The organism is Paenibacillus sp. XP01 (assembly GCF_057364885.1).
Map to the genome: position 1 here is coordinate 2090785 of NZ_CP139481.1, position 13699 is coordinate 2104483.

The window sequence follows — 13699 nt, forward strand, 5'->3', positions numbered from 1 at the left end:
ATTTGAAGCCGACGATGAAATCGGGTAAGATGTAGGTACCTTTTTGCCCGAAAACTCATAAAGTAGGATGAAAGCTCAGGCAAACATGCATTTCAGAACAATTTTAATCGAAGAAGGAAGCGGTGTGTTCGTGCAACAAGCTATCGCTATATTAGACTCCGGTGTCGGAGGTTTGACGGTCGCGAAGGAAGTGATGCGTCAGCTTCCCAGGGAAAAGATCATTTATTTTGGAGATACTGCCCGGACACCGTACGGACCCCGTTCGTCCGAACAAGTGAAACAATTTACAGAACAAATTGTAGATTTTTTGATCCAATTCGATCCAAAGGTGATCGTTATTGCCTGCAATACGGCTACGGCGGCAGCTCTGGATTATATCCGGGCCAAGGTCCCGATTCCGGTCATCGGCGTCATTCATCCCGGAGCGCGGGCGGCCATTACGGCAACGCGCACAGGTAAGATTGGAGTCATTGGAACGATCGGCACGATCAGCAGCGGTGCGTATACGGCGGCCCTTAAAGAGCTTTCCCCTTATATCGAAGTGGTAAGCCAGGCCTGCCCGGATCTTGTGCCGCTGGTGGAGAAGGGGGAATTCCGCTCCGTCAAGACGACCGGCATCGTGAAGCGGTCCATCGATCCGCTCAGGCATGAGCCTCTCGATTGTCTCATTCTCGGCTGCACCCACTACCCGTTTCTGATGGATACCATTCAGGAAGTCATCGGTCAGGACGTGAAGCTGATCAGTTCAGCGGATGAGACCGCAAGGGAAATAAGCACGATTTTGTACGATAAACGAAAACTGGCAAGCGGAGACGAGATTCCGGTACACCAATTTTTCTGCACGGGAGACCCGGGCATGTTTCAGAATATTGCCCGTCAATGGCTGGGAGAGCAGATCTCCAAAACGCCAGTAGTATGGCAGGTCACGCAATTATCATAACCATTTTGACGTTCTCGATCATTGCGACAAGGGGTGCGATTGATCCCGGGGCCATGAGGCTCCGGGATCTTTGTCGTGCGTTCATGCCGACCCGTCGATGACTGCATGGCGACCACATGTCGGACGACTTCATGCGCATATACATTATCAATGCTATGCAATAGCATGATGAACCATGCTGCATGCGATTCGTGATGTTTTGAGAGCCTGCAGCTAATCAGGAGAAGACGGCAGGGGCGACGGTCAGACATCAAGGGCTTCCTGCCGGGAAAGGGGAGCGCATGGAATCGAAATGGATCATCGTACAGCCGGGAGACACGATATCCCGCATCGCTGCCGTACATCGCATGACCAGGGAACACCTCGCAGCACTTAATCCGGAGGCCGCGGCCCAGCCCTACTTGTTGGCAGGACAGATGCTGCGCATCATTCCGGGCACGGGGCGTCGCTATGCGGTTCAGCCTGGAGAAACCGCAAGCGGAATCGCGAAGCGCTTCGGGATGACGGAGGCTGAATTGCGAAACGCAAATGCCAATATTGCAGAAATGGACGATTGGCACGGACACTGCATTCATATTCCGGATGCAACGGGCCAAACTATAATCAGAATCCAGGGTGAATATGGGTACCGTGACATGAACCGTGACATTCGGGAGCTTGAGAAACGTTATCCATTTATCCATACGGGCACGATCGGTACGAGTGTGATGGGCAAACCGCTGCATTATGTGCGGATCGGGGAAGGAGCCCGGCATTTTCATGTTAATGCCTCCATTCATGCAAACGAATGGTTGACGACTCCGGTTTTGCTGCGGTTTATTGAGCAGTATGCGGCTGTCGTCGGCACGGGTTCTTCCTGGTATGGTTTCTACCCGAATCAATGGTTTAAGGAAACGACGCTTTGGATCGTGCCGATGGTGAATCCGGATGGGGTGGAGCTCGTTCAGGAAGGTGTTGTGAATGGACACCCTTATGCCGATGAACTGCTTGCATGGAATGCGGGCCGTGCCGATTTCAGGCATTGGAAAGCAAACATTAGAGGCGTGGATCTGAATGACCAGTTTCCGGCTTACTGGGAAGAAGAGGTGGTCAGGAGAGGGGTGGCTTCGCCTGGGCCGCGCGATTATGCGGGGAGAACGCCGTTGTCCGAACCGGAGGCTCTGGCCCTGGCGCAATGGACGGACCAGCATGATTTTTCGGCGGTTGTAGCCCTCCATAGTCAAGGCAAGGAGATTTACTGGAATTATCGCGATCTGGAGCCTGTGGAAAGTGTTTGGTTATCCCGCAGGTTGGCCAAAGCATCCGGATACAAAGCCGTGAGGCTTAGCGGTAGCGATGCAGGATACAAGGATTGGTTCATTCAAAAGTTCGGCAGGCCGGGCTTTACGGTTGAAATGGGATTAGGCGTGAACCCTCTCCCGGTGGAGCAGTTTGATGATCTTTGCATGGAGATCGGCATGCTGCTCGGAGAATTGCTTTCCGGCGAAGGGAAAAAGGGGACGCCGTAAAACGGGTGAAACCTTCAGGTTTCATTTCCGTAACGAAAAAAACGGATGCCGCACACCGCGATCCGTTTTTTTCAATTCAGCTTCCTGATCCATAGAGCATGGGTGGTGCAGGGTCTTGTGCTTTCGGGTAAGGAAGGGATAGGAGGTCATGTCGATGAAATGGAGAAGATTGTTGTCATTTAAGCGGTGGGGAGAGGTATTCACGAGATTGCCTCGTTTGTTGCGGGCCCCCGAGATTCCGCTCTGGGAAAAACTGCTGTTTGCCGTGCCGGCGTTGTTGTATTGGGTGCTTCCCGACGTGATGCCTTTTATGCCGATCGATGATATTGGCGTGACGCTTTTGCTGATGAACTGGTTTGTCAGTCGGGCCGAACGTAAATATCCGGCGCTGCCGCCTGCTTCAAAATAAAGAGTATTGCCGCAAATGGGGCATTATGGCACGATTTTGCATCAATGTTATTGCACAGCGGGTTAACTTTCTTTAAAATAGATGCTGGAGTTTCGAAAATGCTGCAATTGTTGGATCCAGCAATTACGATATAGGAGATGAACAGATGAATTGCAAAATTACGCGCAATGCTGCCAAAGTATTGAAGCTTGAATTGGACAAGCCTGAGAATGAAGGGAAAAAGCTGCGGGTTGTCATTACTCACGCCCATGGCGATCACGCCCATTACGGGCTCGATCTGGATACCCCGGGAGATCACGACGAAGTCGTGTCTACGGATAAAGAGATCGACGTAATTCTCGAGAAAGATCAGCCGATGCTGGATGGCGTTAAAATTGACTATCTGTATTTCCCGCAAGAGGGATTTGTCATTACGAACCCTTCCAAAGGCAATCACGGCGACCATTAAGGCGCAAAGAAGGGGAAATCATGGCTAACGATATCCGCGTCTGCGAGAAATGCAGGCATATTAAATTGAAATCGATCGTACCTAAACTGGAGAAAATGGCTCCAGGCACCGAAATCAAGGTGGGGTGTAAATCGTATTGCGGACCTTGCGCCAAACGTGCATTTGTTTTCGTCAATGGCCGTTACATTAGCGCTCCTACGGAAGAAGAAGTGCTGGAGAAGGTTGCAAAATTCGTGAAATAATGGTTTTGGGCGCGAAAGGGCATAAGGCGGATAAACCTAATCCATCCTAAAGGGGTAACAGGAACATGATTCCCAAGGAGGGTGTATTCATGCCGAAGCGTTACGATTCCAGCTTGCAAGCCAATACGACCGTATCTCAGGCGCAAAATGCGGTCAACAAACTGCATTTCGCCGTTTCCCAGGCGATGTCCCATCCGACCGAGCAAACCATCGAACAGGCCGAACGGCGCTTGGCTCATACCGAGCAGGCGATGCGTCAAGCCGAACGTTCTTTGGGAGGTCAGGGCGTCGAGCTTGCCGAAGAGATGTTGGCCGTGGAGAAGAGACGATTCAGCTCCATCCGCAGCCAGAGCGGCCAAGGGAATTCATAATTCGTTCCTGTCACACCGGAACCCGCAGGGCAGAATGCTTCCTGCGGGTTTTTTGCGCCCGGTGACCGCTTCATTTTTCGCGAGGAGGTTAATAGACCAAGAGCGGGTTAATTCCAATCGGGAGGTATAGGATGACAAAACATATTACGGATTGCACCATACTGAACAATGGAGTCACGATGCCTTGGCTGGGCCTGGGGACTTATCGGGCCAAAGGAAAAGAAGTGCAGGAAGCGGTGGAGACAGCGCTGGAAGTGGGTTATCGCAGCGTGGATACTGCATCCGTGTACGGCAATGAGGAAGAAGCGGGACAGGCGCTTGCGGGCAGCGGGATTGCCCGGAGCGAGTTGTTTGTCACAACCAAGCTGTGGAATGAGGATCAGGGCTATGACCAAACGCTTCGTGCGTTTGAGGCGAGCCAAAAGGCGCTGGTTCTGGACGTCATCGATTTGTATTTGATCCATTGGCCTGGCAGGGACTGGTATAAGGATACGTGGAGAGCCTTCGAGCGTCTATATCATGAGAAAAGTGTACGAGCTATCGGCGTAAGCAATTTTCAGATTCATCATTTGCAAGACTTAATGGACGAAAGTGGAATTGTGCCTGCGGTAAATCAGGTCGAGCTGCATCCTGGTCTGGTCCAACAGGAATTGCAGGATTTTTGCGGGGAGCATGGCATCCAGTTGGTTGCATGGAGTCCCATCATGCGCAACAAGCTGGACAAGGAGTCGACCCTGAAGGCGTTAGCCCAGAAGTACGGGAAGAGCACGGCGCAAATCATCTTGCGCTGGGACATCCAGAATCAGATCGTGACGATTCCAAAGTCGGTTACGCCGGAGCGCATTCGCGAGAATGCCGACATCTTTGACTTTGAGTTAACGCCGGACGAACTGAGTTTGATCGATGCACTCGATGCCGACAAGCGAACGGGCCCGCATCCGGACCAGTTGTTTTGGGATTAGATTGACATGGACGGCATTTCGGGGAAACGTAGTTTCATCGATATAAAAGCAGCAGGCCTTGGAGTATGCCAAGTCCTGCTGCTTTTTCGTCGACGTTCAGTTCGAAGGTTTTTGGGGCAGCTCGCAGCCTTCATCCGTGCAGAGACCTGCATCGGCAGTGTTGTCTCCGGCAGACTCCACCATAGTGAAAGGAGTACGCTCATCCCAGGCTTTTTGCAACGCGTTTCGGAATACGTCTTCCGGTTGTGCGCCGGAGACGGCGAATTTCCGGTCGATGACAAAGAAAGGAACGCCGCGAACCCCCAGCTGCGCAGCTTCGGCTTGATCCGCCCGCACATGGTCCGCGTATTGATTGCTCGCCAGCACGGCAGCGGCTTCCTGGCCGTCCAATCCCACTTCTTCAGCGAGTTGGATCAGCGTGTGATGATCTCCTGTATCTTTGCCTTCGATAAATACGGCTTGGAACAGCCGCTCGCTGAGTTCCAGCATTTTGCCTTGGGTGCCGGCCCATTGAGATAAGCGGTGAGCGGCGAAGGAATTGGTCGGAACCATCGAGTCGATGTCGTATTCCAGCCCCGCGGCTCTGGCATTGGCATTCATTTGGGCATTCATGGCCTGGGCTTGCTCGGCGCTGATGTTATACTTTTCCGTCAAATAGTCGGTGTTGGATTTGCCGCTGTTCAATTCGGCGTTCGGGTCGAGCTCAAAGCTTTTGAATTCAACGGTAACGTCGCCACGATGCGGAAATTGTTCCAGGACTTGCTCCAGACGGCGCTTGCCGATATAACAGAAAGGGCACATATAGTCAGACCATATTTCAATATTCATGTTGGACCTCCAATGTAGTTGAAACTATTTTGGTTACAATTATAAAACAGCCGATCCGTATTCGCAAGTTTCCTTGCGGACGTTTGAATCAAAAAATGCCGAAACACGCAGCGAGGTGCGGCTTCGGCACATTGCATTCACCGAGGGATGCTTTATTGGTCGCGAAAGGCTTTGAACCAATGAAAGGGCTGAATCTCATCCAGCCTTTTGTAAATTAACCGACCCTCCGGATCGTAGATGGCGGCTTTGACGTCTTCTCCCCAAAAAAACAACCGTTCCTGGCAAACGCCGCAAGGCGTCAATACTTTGAATTCGGATTGCTCGTCATCGCGGGCCACGCAGATGGAATGGGTGACGCGTTCGTTGAGCTTGTGGGCTTCCAGAAAGGCTCCGGTCTCCATGCACAATTCGGTCGCGGCATTGATCACTTCGGGAGCAACGCTGATGAGGACCGAGCCTTGTTCGGTGTAGACGGCAGCTGCGCCTCCCCAACCCTGGGGATATCGATGTTTTACAAAGGCGGTTGCCTCATCGTACAGCTTTTGTTCAATGGAATGATGTTCAATGGTTGTTTTCATCGTCATTTGGGTTCTCCTTTTTCCTGCCGCAAGCGCGGAATGAGGTCATAGGTAATGACCGTATCCGACACCTGCAATCGTTTCTGCGCTTCTTCATGTCCAGGGCGGCATGCATTGATGCCTGTTGGTGCGCTTGTGCTTATATCGTAACATGAACCGTTCTCGAACAGGTAGTCGTCCGAGGGGATGTAAAACAACGAGCCGTCCGTAAATGCGCCGCTGCGCAGCACGACCGTCCGCGGCGACCCGGAGTACAGGTCGTTCCCCATGTGGTAATATGCTTGATCGGGGATGCCGAGCAGGTGCAGCACCGAAGGCGTAATGTCGAGCTGTCCTGCGGGAGCGTCGATGGTGCCTGCGCCTGCGCCGTCCGGAAGATGCACGAGCAGCGGCACCTCGTTCATGATCTGTTCCATGTCCAATGCATTCAACGAGCGGCCCAAAAATTTCTCGTAATCATCCTGTTCAGTGATTGAATTGTCATGATCCCCGTAAAACATAAATATCGTATTGTCCCACCAGCCGCGGCTTTTAAGATCCTCTACCATGCTGCCGAGTGCGGCGTCGACATAATGGACCGATTGCAAGTAATTCCCGAGCATCGTGCCCTCGAATTCGCCGACATCCAGTTGGCGTTTATTCTGCGGAAGGGAGTAAGGGTGATGGCTGCTAAGCGTGATCAGGAACGAATAGAACGGGGCCACGGCCTCGCCGCTCATTTTTTCGACAGATTGACGGAAAAAGGACTTGTCGGATAAGGACCAGCCGAGCGGGTCATCCTCCACAAAGTCGTTTTTGCTGTAAAATCGGTCATACTTCATATTTCGATACATCGTATACCTGTTCCAGAAGCCGCTCTCATAGGCGTGAAACGCGTTGGTGCTGTACCCTGAATCTTTCAGGATGGAGGGCAGCGAATCATACGTATGGTCGGCGTAGCGAACGAAGACCGAGCCGGACGGCAGCGGATGCAGCGAAATGTTGGCGCCGAAGTCGGCATCCGACGTTCTTCCTTGGCCGGTTTGGTGGTAAAAATGGCTATAGTACTGGCTTTCTTTCATCAGCTCGTTAAAATGGGGCGTAATCTCCTGGCCGTTGATGCTGCGTCCGATCATGAAGTTCATGAAGGCCTCGCCCTGCACGATGATGACGTTGCTGTTTTTGTATTTGCCAAACCACTCGTCCTGCGGCGAACCGGCTTCTTGCCGAACCGAGAAATAGGAACGAACCTGCTGCAGTTCGCTCTCGCTGGCTTCCGTTCCTGAACCGATGTGGTCCCGGGCGAAGCTGTACAGATCGTAACCGTGAAAGGCGATCAGACCGGTCACGTTGTACATCGATACGTTCCACCAATTATTGTCGAACAAGCCTTTTGCCCAGGTCTGGCTGTAATAATAAATTGGCCCGACAGCCAGGCCTAGTCCAAGCACAAGGGCGATGCAGCCCGACGCGAATCTGCGAATGCGCGTTTGCCTGCGAGTCCCTTTCGTTCGAACTGAAGAGCTCTCGAAGGCGTGCAGGCTGTAATGCCGTGGAGAGCGACGACCAAAGAGAACGATGATGCCATATGGGATGACGAGCAGCCAGTCGGCAAAAAACAAGATGTCGCTAACATGAAGCAGCGTGGCGATGCTGTCTCCCAGCGCATTGACTTGTCCGGCTTGCATAAGCACAGGAATGGTCAAAAAGTCTTGGAAATACCGGTAGTAGACCATATCCGCATAAATCAGCGCCGTGAGGAACAGGTGCAGCAGGACAAGTCCTGCCATTCTGCCTTTGGGCGGAAGCCACCAGGTCCAGAAGGAGACAAGCAGCAGGGAACCCACGGCGATCACTTTGTCAAAAAAGTCCATCGTAATGTTGTATGCATGCAGATTGTGATGCAGCCAGATCAGTTTGAATAGGATGAGTGCCAGAAACACAAGGTAAATCGTCAGCGGATGGTTCAGCAGTTTGCGCAGCATGCCGCTCGGTGTTGACCGGGTAAGGACCACGATGATGTTCCTCCTGTAAATTCATTTGTTAACGCAGTGTAAAACGGGACTCCATTCATTATAGCGCGGCCTCACTCCATTTCAACCGGGCGGAAATAGACGGAAGGTTATCTCTCCCATTCATAGGATGGGTAACGCTGTGTCTGGATATGTGGAGGAGCTCTCAAGGGGGGCGAGGTATGAGAAGATCGCGATCATCGGTGCCGCAGCGGAACGAAAAAAGCCCTTGCCTGAGGAAGGCAAGGGCCGGCTAAGAGGGACCTGCACCGATTGCGGTTGATCGCAGTGCCAACCGAACCATGCTCTCGTTTTATTCGGGTTTAGGTCCGCGCGGAGGCAATGGGCCGAGATATTGGTAAAATTGGGTCTCAATGCGTCCGTTGAACAGCTTGCGCCGTTTGTCCGCTTTCCGGCCGAAATAATGCTCGAACGATTTGGTGGACGTGATCGCAAAAAAGGACCATGTCGGCATTTCCAGGGCGGAGCGTCCGAGAGAACGAATGAGTTTCTCGACTTCCTTGTCGTCGCCAAGACGTTCGCCATAAGGAGGATTGGTCATTAACACGCCATATTCTCCCTGTGGTCTTGCGCGATGCGCAGGCATCACGCTGAGCTGAATGTCTTTGGCGAAGCCGGCGCTCTTGACGGCTGCTTTGGCGACTTCGATGGCTTCCGGATCGATATCGCTGCCGGCAATTTGCAGCGGCACGTCGTCTTGAACGGCATCGAAGGCTTCCTCGCGGGCCTGTTCCCACAGTTCTGGCGGAACGACGCCCCAATGTTCCGCATTGAAGGAACGGCGCAGTCCCGGCGCAATATTCCAGCCGATCATGGCCGCTTCGATGAGCATCGTGCCCGAACCGCAGCACGGATCATAGAACGGGCGATTCACGTTCCAACGGCTGAGCTGGATTAGCGCGGCCGCGAGCGTTTCCTTGAGCGGTGCTTCCGTTACCAGTTTGCGATACCCGCGTTTATGGAGCCCTGCACCTGTCGTGTCCAGCGTAAGCAGGGCGCGATCGTTGAGAAGAGATACCTCGATCACGTATCTCGCGCCATTTTCGGGAAACCACTCCGTGCGATGCGTCAGCTTCAGTTTTTCGACGATCGCTTTTTTGACGATCCCTTGGGCCGCGGGCACGCTGCTCAGTTGGGATTTGTGGGAACGCCCTTCGACAGGGAATTCGCCGTTTGCCGGAATCCATTCTTCCCATGGGAGCGCCTTGGTCCCTTCGAACAATTCGTCGAATGTGGTCGCATCGAATTCGCCCATTTTGACGAGCACCCGATCCGAGCTTCTCAGCCACAGATTGCAGCGGCAAATGTCGATGTAATCCCCTGTAAACGTGACCCGCCCGTTCTCTGTCTTGACATCCCCGTATCCTAGTTCTTTCAGTTCCCTGGCGACGACCGCCTCAAGCCCCATCGCCGAGGTGGCGATCAATTGCAATTGAGCCATTGCTAAATATTCAACTCCATTTCAGGCTGGAAGGAAATATGCCTTTCCGATGCCGTATAGTAGACGGTGCGGCCTTGCCGCTTGCCGTGAAAAAACTTACAATGAGTAATGCGGTATGTATTCAAGCTTAACCGCCTGTATCAATAACAAACATTCATTATAGAACATTGGCATGCAGATGGAAAGCGGTCCAAGTGTCCGAGGGAGGATATTGCGGTGAATTTGACACCTGACGAATATGTGAATCAATTATATCAAGAGGATGAGCTCTTGTTGAAAGTGAAGGAGGCCATTCGGGCGAGCGGGATGCCTGAAGTGTCCATTGCCCCGGCGTACGGCCGTTTGCTGACTTTCCTGGCGAAAACATCCGGCGCTTCGGCCATTCTCGAAATCGGGGCTCTGGGAGGGTATAGCGGCATCTGCCTGGCCCGCGGCTTGGGGGAAGGCGGCAAGCTGACCTCGCTCGAATTGAAAGAAGCTTACGCAGCGATGGCGAAAGGCCATCTGGAAGAAGGCGGTTTCGGAGATAAAGTGGAGTATCGCATCGGTCCTGCCGCAGACAGCTTGCAGCGGCTCGAAGAGGAAGGGCGCACGTTCGATTTCGTTTTCATCGATGCGGACAAGGAAAACTATCCGGTCTATCTCGATTACGCAATCCGGCTGGCCCGTCCGGGAACGGTCATCGTAGGCGACAATTGCTTCCTGCGAGGCCGTACGTTGAATCCGGACAAGCAAGGCCCGGCCGTGCTCGCCGTGCGCCGTTTCAACGAACAGATGGCCAGCGACCCGCGCCTCCTGACCACGATGCTGCCGGATTACGATGGTTTGGCCTTGGCCTGGGTGAAGTGAAAAAATAGGTACATCGTTAAGAAAGACCACGCCTGTTCTTCCTGAGGGCGTGGTCTTTCTGCGGGTTTGAACGGTTTTTTAAATGTATGATGGCTGCTGCATGTTCATTAAGATCGTCTATGGGTTGGCCGGAATCGGCGTATCCTTATTATACTTCAGGCGTTCCGTAGGTTTCGAACCATTTCTTGATCGTATCGAAATCGCTGCTGAACGAGAGGGAGAGCATCAGCAAGATCCGAGCCTGCTGCGGGCTAAGGTTGTCTCCGGCGATGATGCCGTCGCTGCCCCCGTATACGCTTCCCGAGCCTGTACGGGTTGTCGTCACGAAAACGACGCCTTCTTCGATCGCTTTGGTGCGTGCTTGACCCATCGCTTTTGAAATGCCGCCTGCGCCGGTGCCTGACGTTACGATGCCCTTGGCTCCGCCTTTAACGAAGCCTTCGATGGCTTCTCCTCCGGCTTCCTGGTAAGAGATCGCGATCTCGACCTTGGCGAGGTCGGATTTTTTGATTTTGCTCAGATCGAAGACCGGTTTGCCTGCCCCGGAAGGCTGCATGGCCCGCGAAGGTGCGCGGTATATGCGAATGTTGTCTTCATCGATGTAACCGACGGCTCCAAGCATCGGGGTTTCAAAGGTGTCTGTGCGATAGTCGTTCGTTTTGGTTACGCCGCGTGCCAGTTGAATGGTGTCATTCAACATGAGCACGGTGCCGAAGGAAGTGGTGCGACCGCTCGCGGACAATTTGATGGCGTTGTACAAGTTGGCCTGCGCATCGGAACCAATCACCGTCCATGGCCGCATCGATCCGGTGATCACTACCGGTTTGTCGCTTTGGACCGTCAAATCGAGGAAATAGGCGATTTCCTCCATGGTATCCGTTCCTGTCGTGACGACAACGCCGTCATATTGTTTGAGCGCTTCGTCTACGGATTGCGAGAGATCATAGAGATCGGCCATGGTATAGGAGCCTGAACCGGAATTGCCGAACTGGAGCGTATTGACATCCGCGATCTTCTGTTTATCGGGCAGTGAATCCACCATATCGGCTATGGCCAGCGTACCGGCTTTGTAGTTTTGAAAGCTGGTTTCGTCCTTGGACTGGCCGGCGATGGTTCCCCCTGTACCGATGACGAGAACGTTAGGCAGCTGGGATTGTTTGGCGGCATCAGTGACAGGAGGAATGGTTGTGTTGCGCGCCGGCGTGGACGATGTCGTCTGCACGGGAGCCGTCGTACCGCTCGTTTCGACGATGGCGGCAGAGGCTGCGTAAGTTCCGATTGGGGATAAGGAGATGGTCAGTGCTGTCAAAGCGGCTGTGCTCCATACAGCCCAAGGGCGAAGATTTGAACGTTTTGTCATAGTAACACGCTCCTTCAGGTCAATGGTGTGTGAGGTATTATGTAATGATTGTAGGGTTATTGTATTATGTGTTAGAAAATATGACAAACTAAAGATTGCATAAGGAAAGCGGTTAAATTGAAAGATTGAAAGAGTATATTGCATATTTATTTGAAATTTTGAGGAAAAATACGACGTTGAAATGATTGGGTTTTCATCTGATTATGTCAGATAATATTCCATAATAGGCTTGAGGTTGTGCTGTCATGATCGGTATAGGCGAGAAATGAAATCGTCTATCGATAAACTCAGAGAGGTTGGGCCGATTATTGGTCATCGTAGCTTCGTATATAACGGGCGGATGCAGGACATTCCTTTGAAAAAAAAGAGCTCCCCTCCAAGTCTTCCTGTATAAGGAAGCTCGGAGAGAAGCTGCATGTGGGATTCGTGGTCCGGGGAAGCTGCATGTCAAGGATCACGCAGGGATGCTGGTTTGCCGTACAGCTTGAATCGGACCCAGATCATATTCAGCAACAATAGGGCGCCCGACAAAATGAAAAGTCCTTCGATTCCGATAAAGCCGGCCAGGAAACCGCCGAACACGGCGCCGAGCATGTTGCCCAGTGCAAGCGTGCTCGTATTGAAGCTGAATGCACGGCTGATCATGCCTTCCGGCGAATAGGAACGGATCAGCGCATTGACGCTTGGCAGCAGGCCGCCCATGAACACACCCATGACGAAGCGTACAAGGATGAGCTGCCATACCGTCTGTACAAAGGCCTGCGGAATCAACATGAGGCCCGTGCCGATAAGTGAAAAGGTCAACACCTTGTGGGCCCCGATCTTGTCGCTGAGCTTGCCGAGCACGGGGGACATAGCCATGTTGGACATCCCGGTCACGGCACCGACCAACCCTGCCCAGAACGCTACGTTGACGTCGGACGCGTGAAGCTTCTGCACGTACAGCGGCAGCAGAGACATCGGACTGATCATGGCGAACTGAAGCAGGAACGTTACGGCGAACAATGCAGGGAGCTGCGGAAACTTGTTCAGCTCTTTCAAACCGGACAGGACCGATTGCTCTGGCAGCTTGGCCGCTTTTTCGCGGTCGAATGTCTCCCTAACGAAAAACAGGGCCAGCATCGAGGCCGTAAAGATCAGTCCGCCCGTAATGTAGAAAATCGGACGGAAGCCGACTTGGTCCGCCAGCAAACCGCCGATCAGCGGGCCGAGAATCGTGCCGGCGACCTGGCCGGACTGGCTGATCCCCATGGCGAAGCCCATGCGGTCTTTTGGTGTCGTGCTTGAGATCAGCGATACGGCGGCCGGGTTGAAGCCCGAAATCGTGCCGTTCAACAGGCGCAATAGCAGCAGCTGCCACGGGCTTTGCGCGAGTCCCATCAAGCCGATGACGATCGCCATGCCGAAGCCCGAACGCAGCAGCATGATTTTGCGGCCGTATTTGTCCGACAGCTTGCCCCACAGGGGCTGGAACAAAAAGGAGGTCAGGAAATTGGCCGCAAAGATGATCCCCGCCCAGATGCCGATTTCATGCTCGCCTACCACGCCGAGGTCTTGTGCCAAATAAAGGGACAAAAACGGGGTGATCATGGTCATACCGGAGTTGGCCAGAAATTGCCCGAACCAAAGCACGATGAGGTTTACTTTCCAGGTTTTCAAAGTGCTTTTCACTCCTTTCTGGATCATTTCTGAAACACCTAAAAAAACACGATTCTTTTATTATACCATAATTGGCATATGGGCATCGGGAT

Annotated in this window: 14 protein-coding genes; 8 read left to right on the forward strand and 6 right to left on the reverse strand. The window is 52.9% G+C overall.

What is annotated here, in order from left to right; translation table 11 throughout:
* Positions 1 to 130: 130 nt before the first annotated feature.
* The 7 genes from racE to SNR34_RS09750 all read left to right on the forward strand — a co-directional run bounded on the left by racE (position 131) and on the right by SNR34_RS09750 (position 4880).
* On the forward strand, positions 131 to 940 hold the full coding sequence (racE, locus tag SNR34_RS09720; protein ID WP_486181781.1) for a glutamate racemase: 810 nt from the start codon (positions 131 to 133) through the stop codon (positions 938 to 940).
* A gap of 281 nt (positions 941 to 1221) precedes the next feature.
* Complete coding sequence (locus tag SNR34_RS09725) at positions 1222 to 2448, forward strand: M14 family zinc carboxypeptidase (protein WP_486181782.1); 1227 nt, start codon at positions 1222 to 1224, stop codon at positions 2446 to 2448.
* 154 nt (positions 2449 to 2602) lie between these two features.
* Entirely contained in the window at positions 2603 to 2857 is a 255-nt protein-coding gene (locus SNR34_RS09730; RefSeq protein WP_339277240.1) for a hypothetical protein, read from the forward strand.
* 145 nt (positions 2858 to 3002) lie between these two features.
* Entirely contained in the window at positions 3003 to 3305 is a 303-nt protein-coding gene (locus tag SNR34_RS09735; protein ID WP_236418301.1) for an iron-sulfur cluster assembly accessory protein, read from the forward strand.
* A gap of 20 nt (positions 3306 to 3325) precedes the next feature.
* Positions 3326 to 3547 carry a YuzB family protein gene (locus SNR34_RS09740; protein WP_236418299.1) on the forward strand — a complete coding sequence of 74 codons (222 nt, stop codon included), beginning with the start codon at positions 3326 to 3328 and terminating at the stop codon, positions 3545 to 3547.
* Between the two features lie 89 nt (positions 3548 to 3636).
* Positions 3637 to 3918: a hypothetical protein gene (locus SNR34_RS09745; protein ID WP_236418297.1), complete on the forward strand. Its 282-nt coding sequence runs from the start codon at positions 3637 to 3639 to the stop codon at positions 3916 to 3918.
* 131 nt (positions 3919 to 4049) lie between these two features.
* The gene (locus SNR34_RS09750; protein ID WP_486181783.1) at positions 4050 to 4880 is read left to right on the forward strand and encodes an aldo/keto reductase; all 831 of its coding nucleotides are present in this window, start codon (positions 4050 to 4052) and stop codon (positions 4878 to 4880) included.
* A 96-nt stretch (positions 4881 to 4976) separates the two neighbouring features.
* Here SNR34_RS09750 and SNR34_RS09755 read toward each other — a convergent pair whose 3' ends face one another.
* The 4 genes from SNR34_RS09755 to SNR34_RS09770 form a co-directional block, all read right to left on the reverse strand.
* Positions 4977 to 5708 (reverse strand): DsbA family oxidoreductase, encoded by a 732-nt coding sequence (locus SNR34_RS09755; RefSeq protein WP_236418286.1) that lies wholly within the window; start codon positions 5706 to 5708, stop codon positions 4977 to 4979.
* Between the two features lie 152 nt (positions 5709 to 5860).
* Positions 5861 to 6292, reverse strand: a complete 432-nt coding sequence (locus SNR34_RS09760; protein ID WP_486181784.1) for a cytidine deaminase — start codon at positions 6290 to 6292, stop codon at positions 5861 to 5863.
* Entirely contained in the window at positions 6289 to 8250 is a 1962-nt protein-coding gene (locus SNR34_RS09765; protein ID WP_486182432.1) for an LTA synthase family protein, read from the reverse strand. Before SNR34_RS09765 ends, SNR34_RS09760 begins: the two co-directional genes overlap by 4 nt.
* Positions 8251 to 8590: 340 nt before the next feature.
* Positions 8591 to 9739 (reverse strand): THUMP domain-containing class I SAM-dependent RNA methyltransferase, encoded by a 1149-nt coding sequence (locus SNR34_RS09770; RefSeq protein ID WP_486181785.1) that lies wholly within the window; start codon positions 9737 to 9739, stop codon positions 8591 to 8593.
* A 216-nt stretch (positions 9740 to 9955) separates the two neighbouring features.
* Here SNR34_RS09770 and SNR34_RS09775 point away from each other — a divergent pair, with 216 nt between their 5' ends.
* Positions 9956 to 10588, forward strand: a complete 633-nt coding sequence (locus SNR34_RS09775; protein ID WP_486181786.1) for an O-methyltransferase — start codon at positions 9956 to 9958, stop codon at positions 10586 to 10588.
* A 148-nt stretch (positions 10589 to 10736) separates the two neighbouring features.
* Here the strand turns inward: SNR34_RS09775 and SNR34_RS09780 are convergent, their stop codons facing one another.
* Both SNR34_RS09780 and SNR34_RS09785 read right to left on the reverse strand, forming a co-directional pair.
* The gene (locus SNR34_RS09780) at positions 10737 to 11948 is read right to left on the reverse strand and encodes an asparaginase (RefSeq protein ID WP_486181787.1); all 1212 of its coding nucleotides are present in this window, start codon (positions 11946 to 11948) and stop codon (positions 10737 to 10739) included.
* Between the two features lie 447 nt (positions 11949 to 12395).
* Positions 12396 to 13634 carry an MFS transporter gene (locus tag SNR34_RS09785; RefSeq protein WP_343259621.1) on the reverse strand — a complete coding sequence of 413 codons (1239 nt, stop codon included), beginning with the start codon at positions 13632 to 13634 and terminating at the stop codon, positions 12396 to 12398.
* Positions 13635 to 13699: the final 65 nt, after the last annotated feature.

What these genes read in the sequence shown, in the direction of transcription:
- SNR34_RS09725 (WP_486181782.1), top strand. Translation starts at nt 1,222, where the DNA reads ATGGAATCGAAATGGATCATCGTACAGCCGGGAGACACGATATCCCGC.
- SNR34_RS09730 (WP_339277240.1), top strand. Translation starts at nt 2,603, where the DNA reads ATGAAATGGAGAAGATTGTTGTCATTTAAGCGGTGGGGAGAGGTATTC.
- SNR34_RS09735 (WP_236418301.1), top strand. Translation starts at nt 3,003, where the DNA reads ATGAATTGCAAAATTACGCGCAATGCTGCCAAAGTATTGAAGCTTGAA.
- SNR34_RS09740 (WP_236418299.1), top strand. Translation starts at nt 3,326, where the DNA reads ATGGCTAACGATATCCGCGTCTGCGAGAAATGCAGGCATATTAAATTG.
- SNR34_RS09745 (WP_236418297.1), top strand. Translation starts at nt 3,637, where the DNA reads ATGCCGAAGCGTTACGATTCCAGCTTGCAAGCCAATACGACCGTATCT.
- SNR34_RS09750 (WP_486181783.1), top strand. Translation starts at nt 4,050, where the DNA reads ATGACAAAACATATTACGGATTGCACCATACTGAACAATGGAGTCACG.
- SNR34_RS09755 (WP_236418286.1), bottom strand. Translation starts at nt 5,708, where the DNA reads ATGAATATTGAAATATGGTCTGACTATATGTGCCCTTTCTGTTATATC.
- SNR34_RS09760 (WP_486181784.1), bottom strand. Translation starts at nt 6,292, where the DNA reads ATGACGATGAAAACAACCATTGAACATCATTCCATTGAACAAAAGCTG.
- SNR34_RS09765 (WP_486182432.1), bottom strand. Translation starts at nt 8,250, where the DNA reads ATGCTGCGCAAACTGCTGAACCATCCGCTGACGATTTACCTTGTGTTT.
- SNR34_RS09770 (WP_486181785.1), bottom strand. Translation starts at nt 9,739, where the DNA reads ATGGCTCAATTGCAATTGATCGCCACCTCGGCGATGGGGCTTGAGGCG.
- SNR34_RS09780 (WP_486181787.1), bottom strand. Translation starts at nt 11,948, where the DNA reads ATGACAAAACGTTCAAATCTTCGCCCTTGGGCTGTATGGAGCACAGCC.
- SNR34_RS09785 (WP_343259621.1), bottom strand. Translation starts at nt 13,634, where the DNA reads ATGATCCAGAAAGGAGTGAAAAGCACTTTGAAAACCTGGAAAGTAAAC.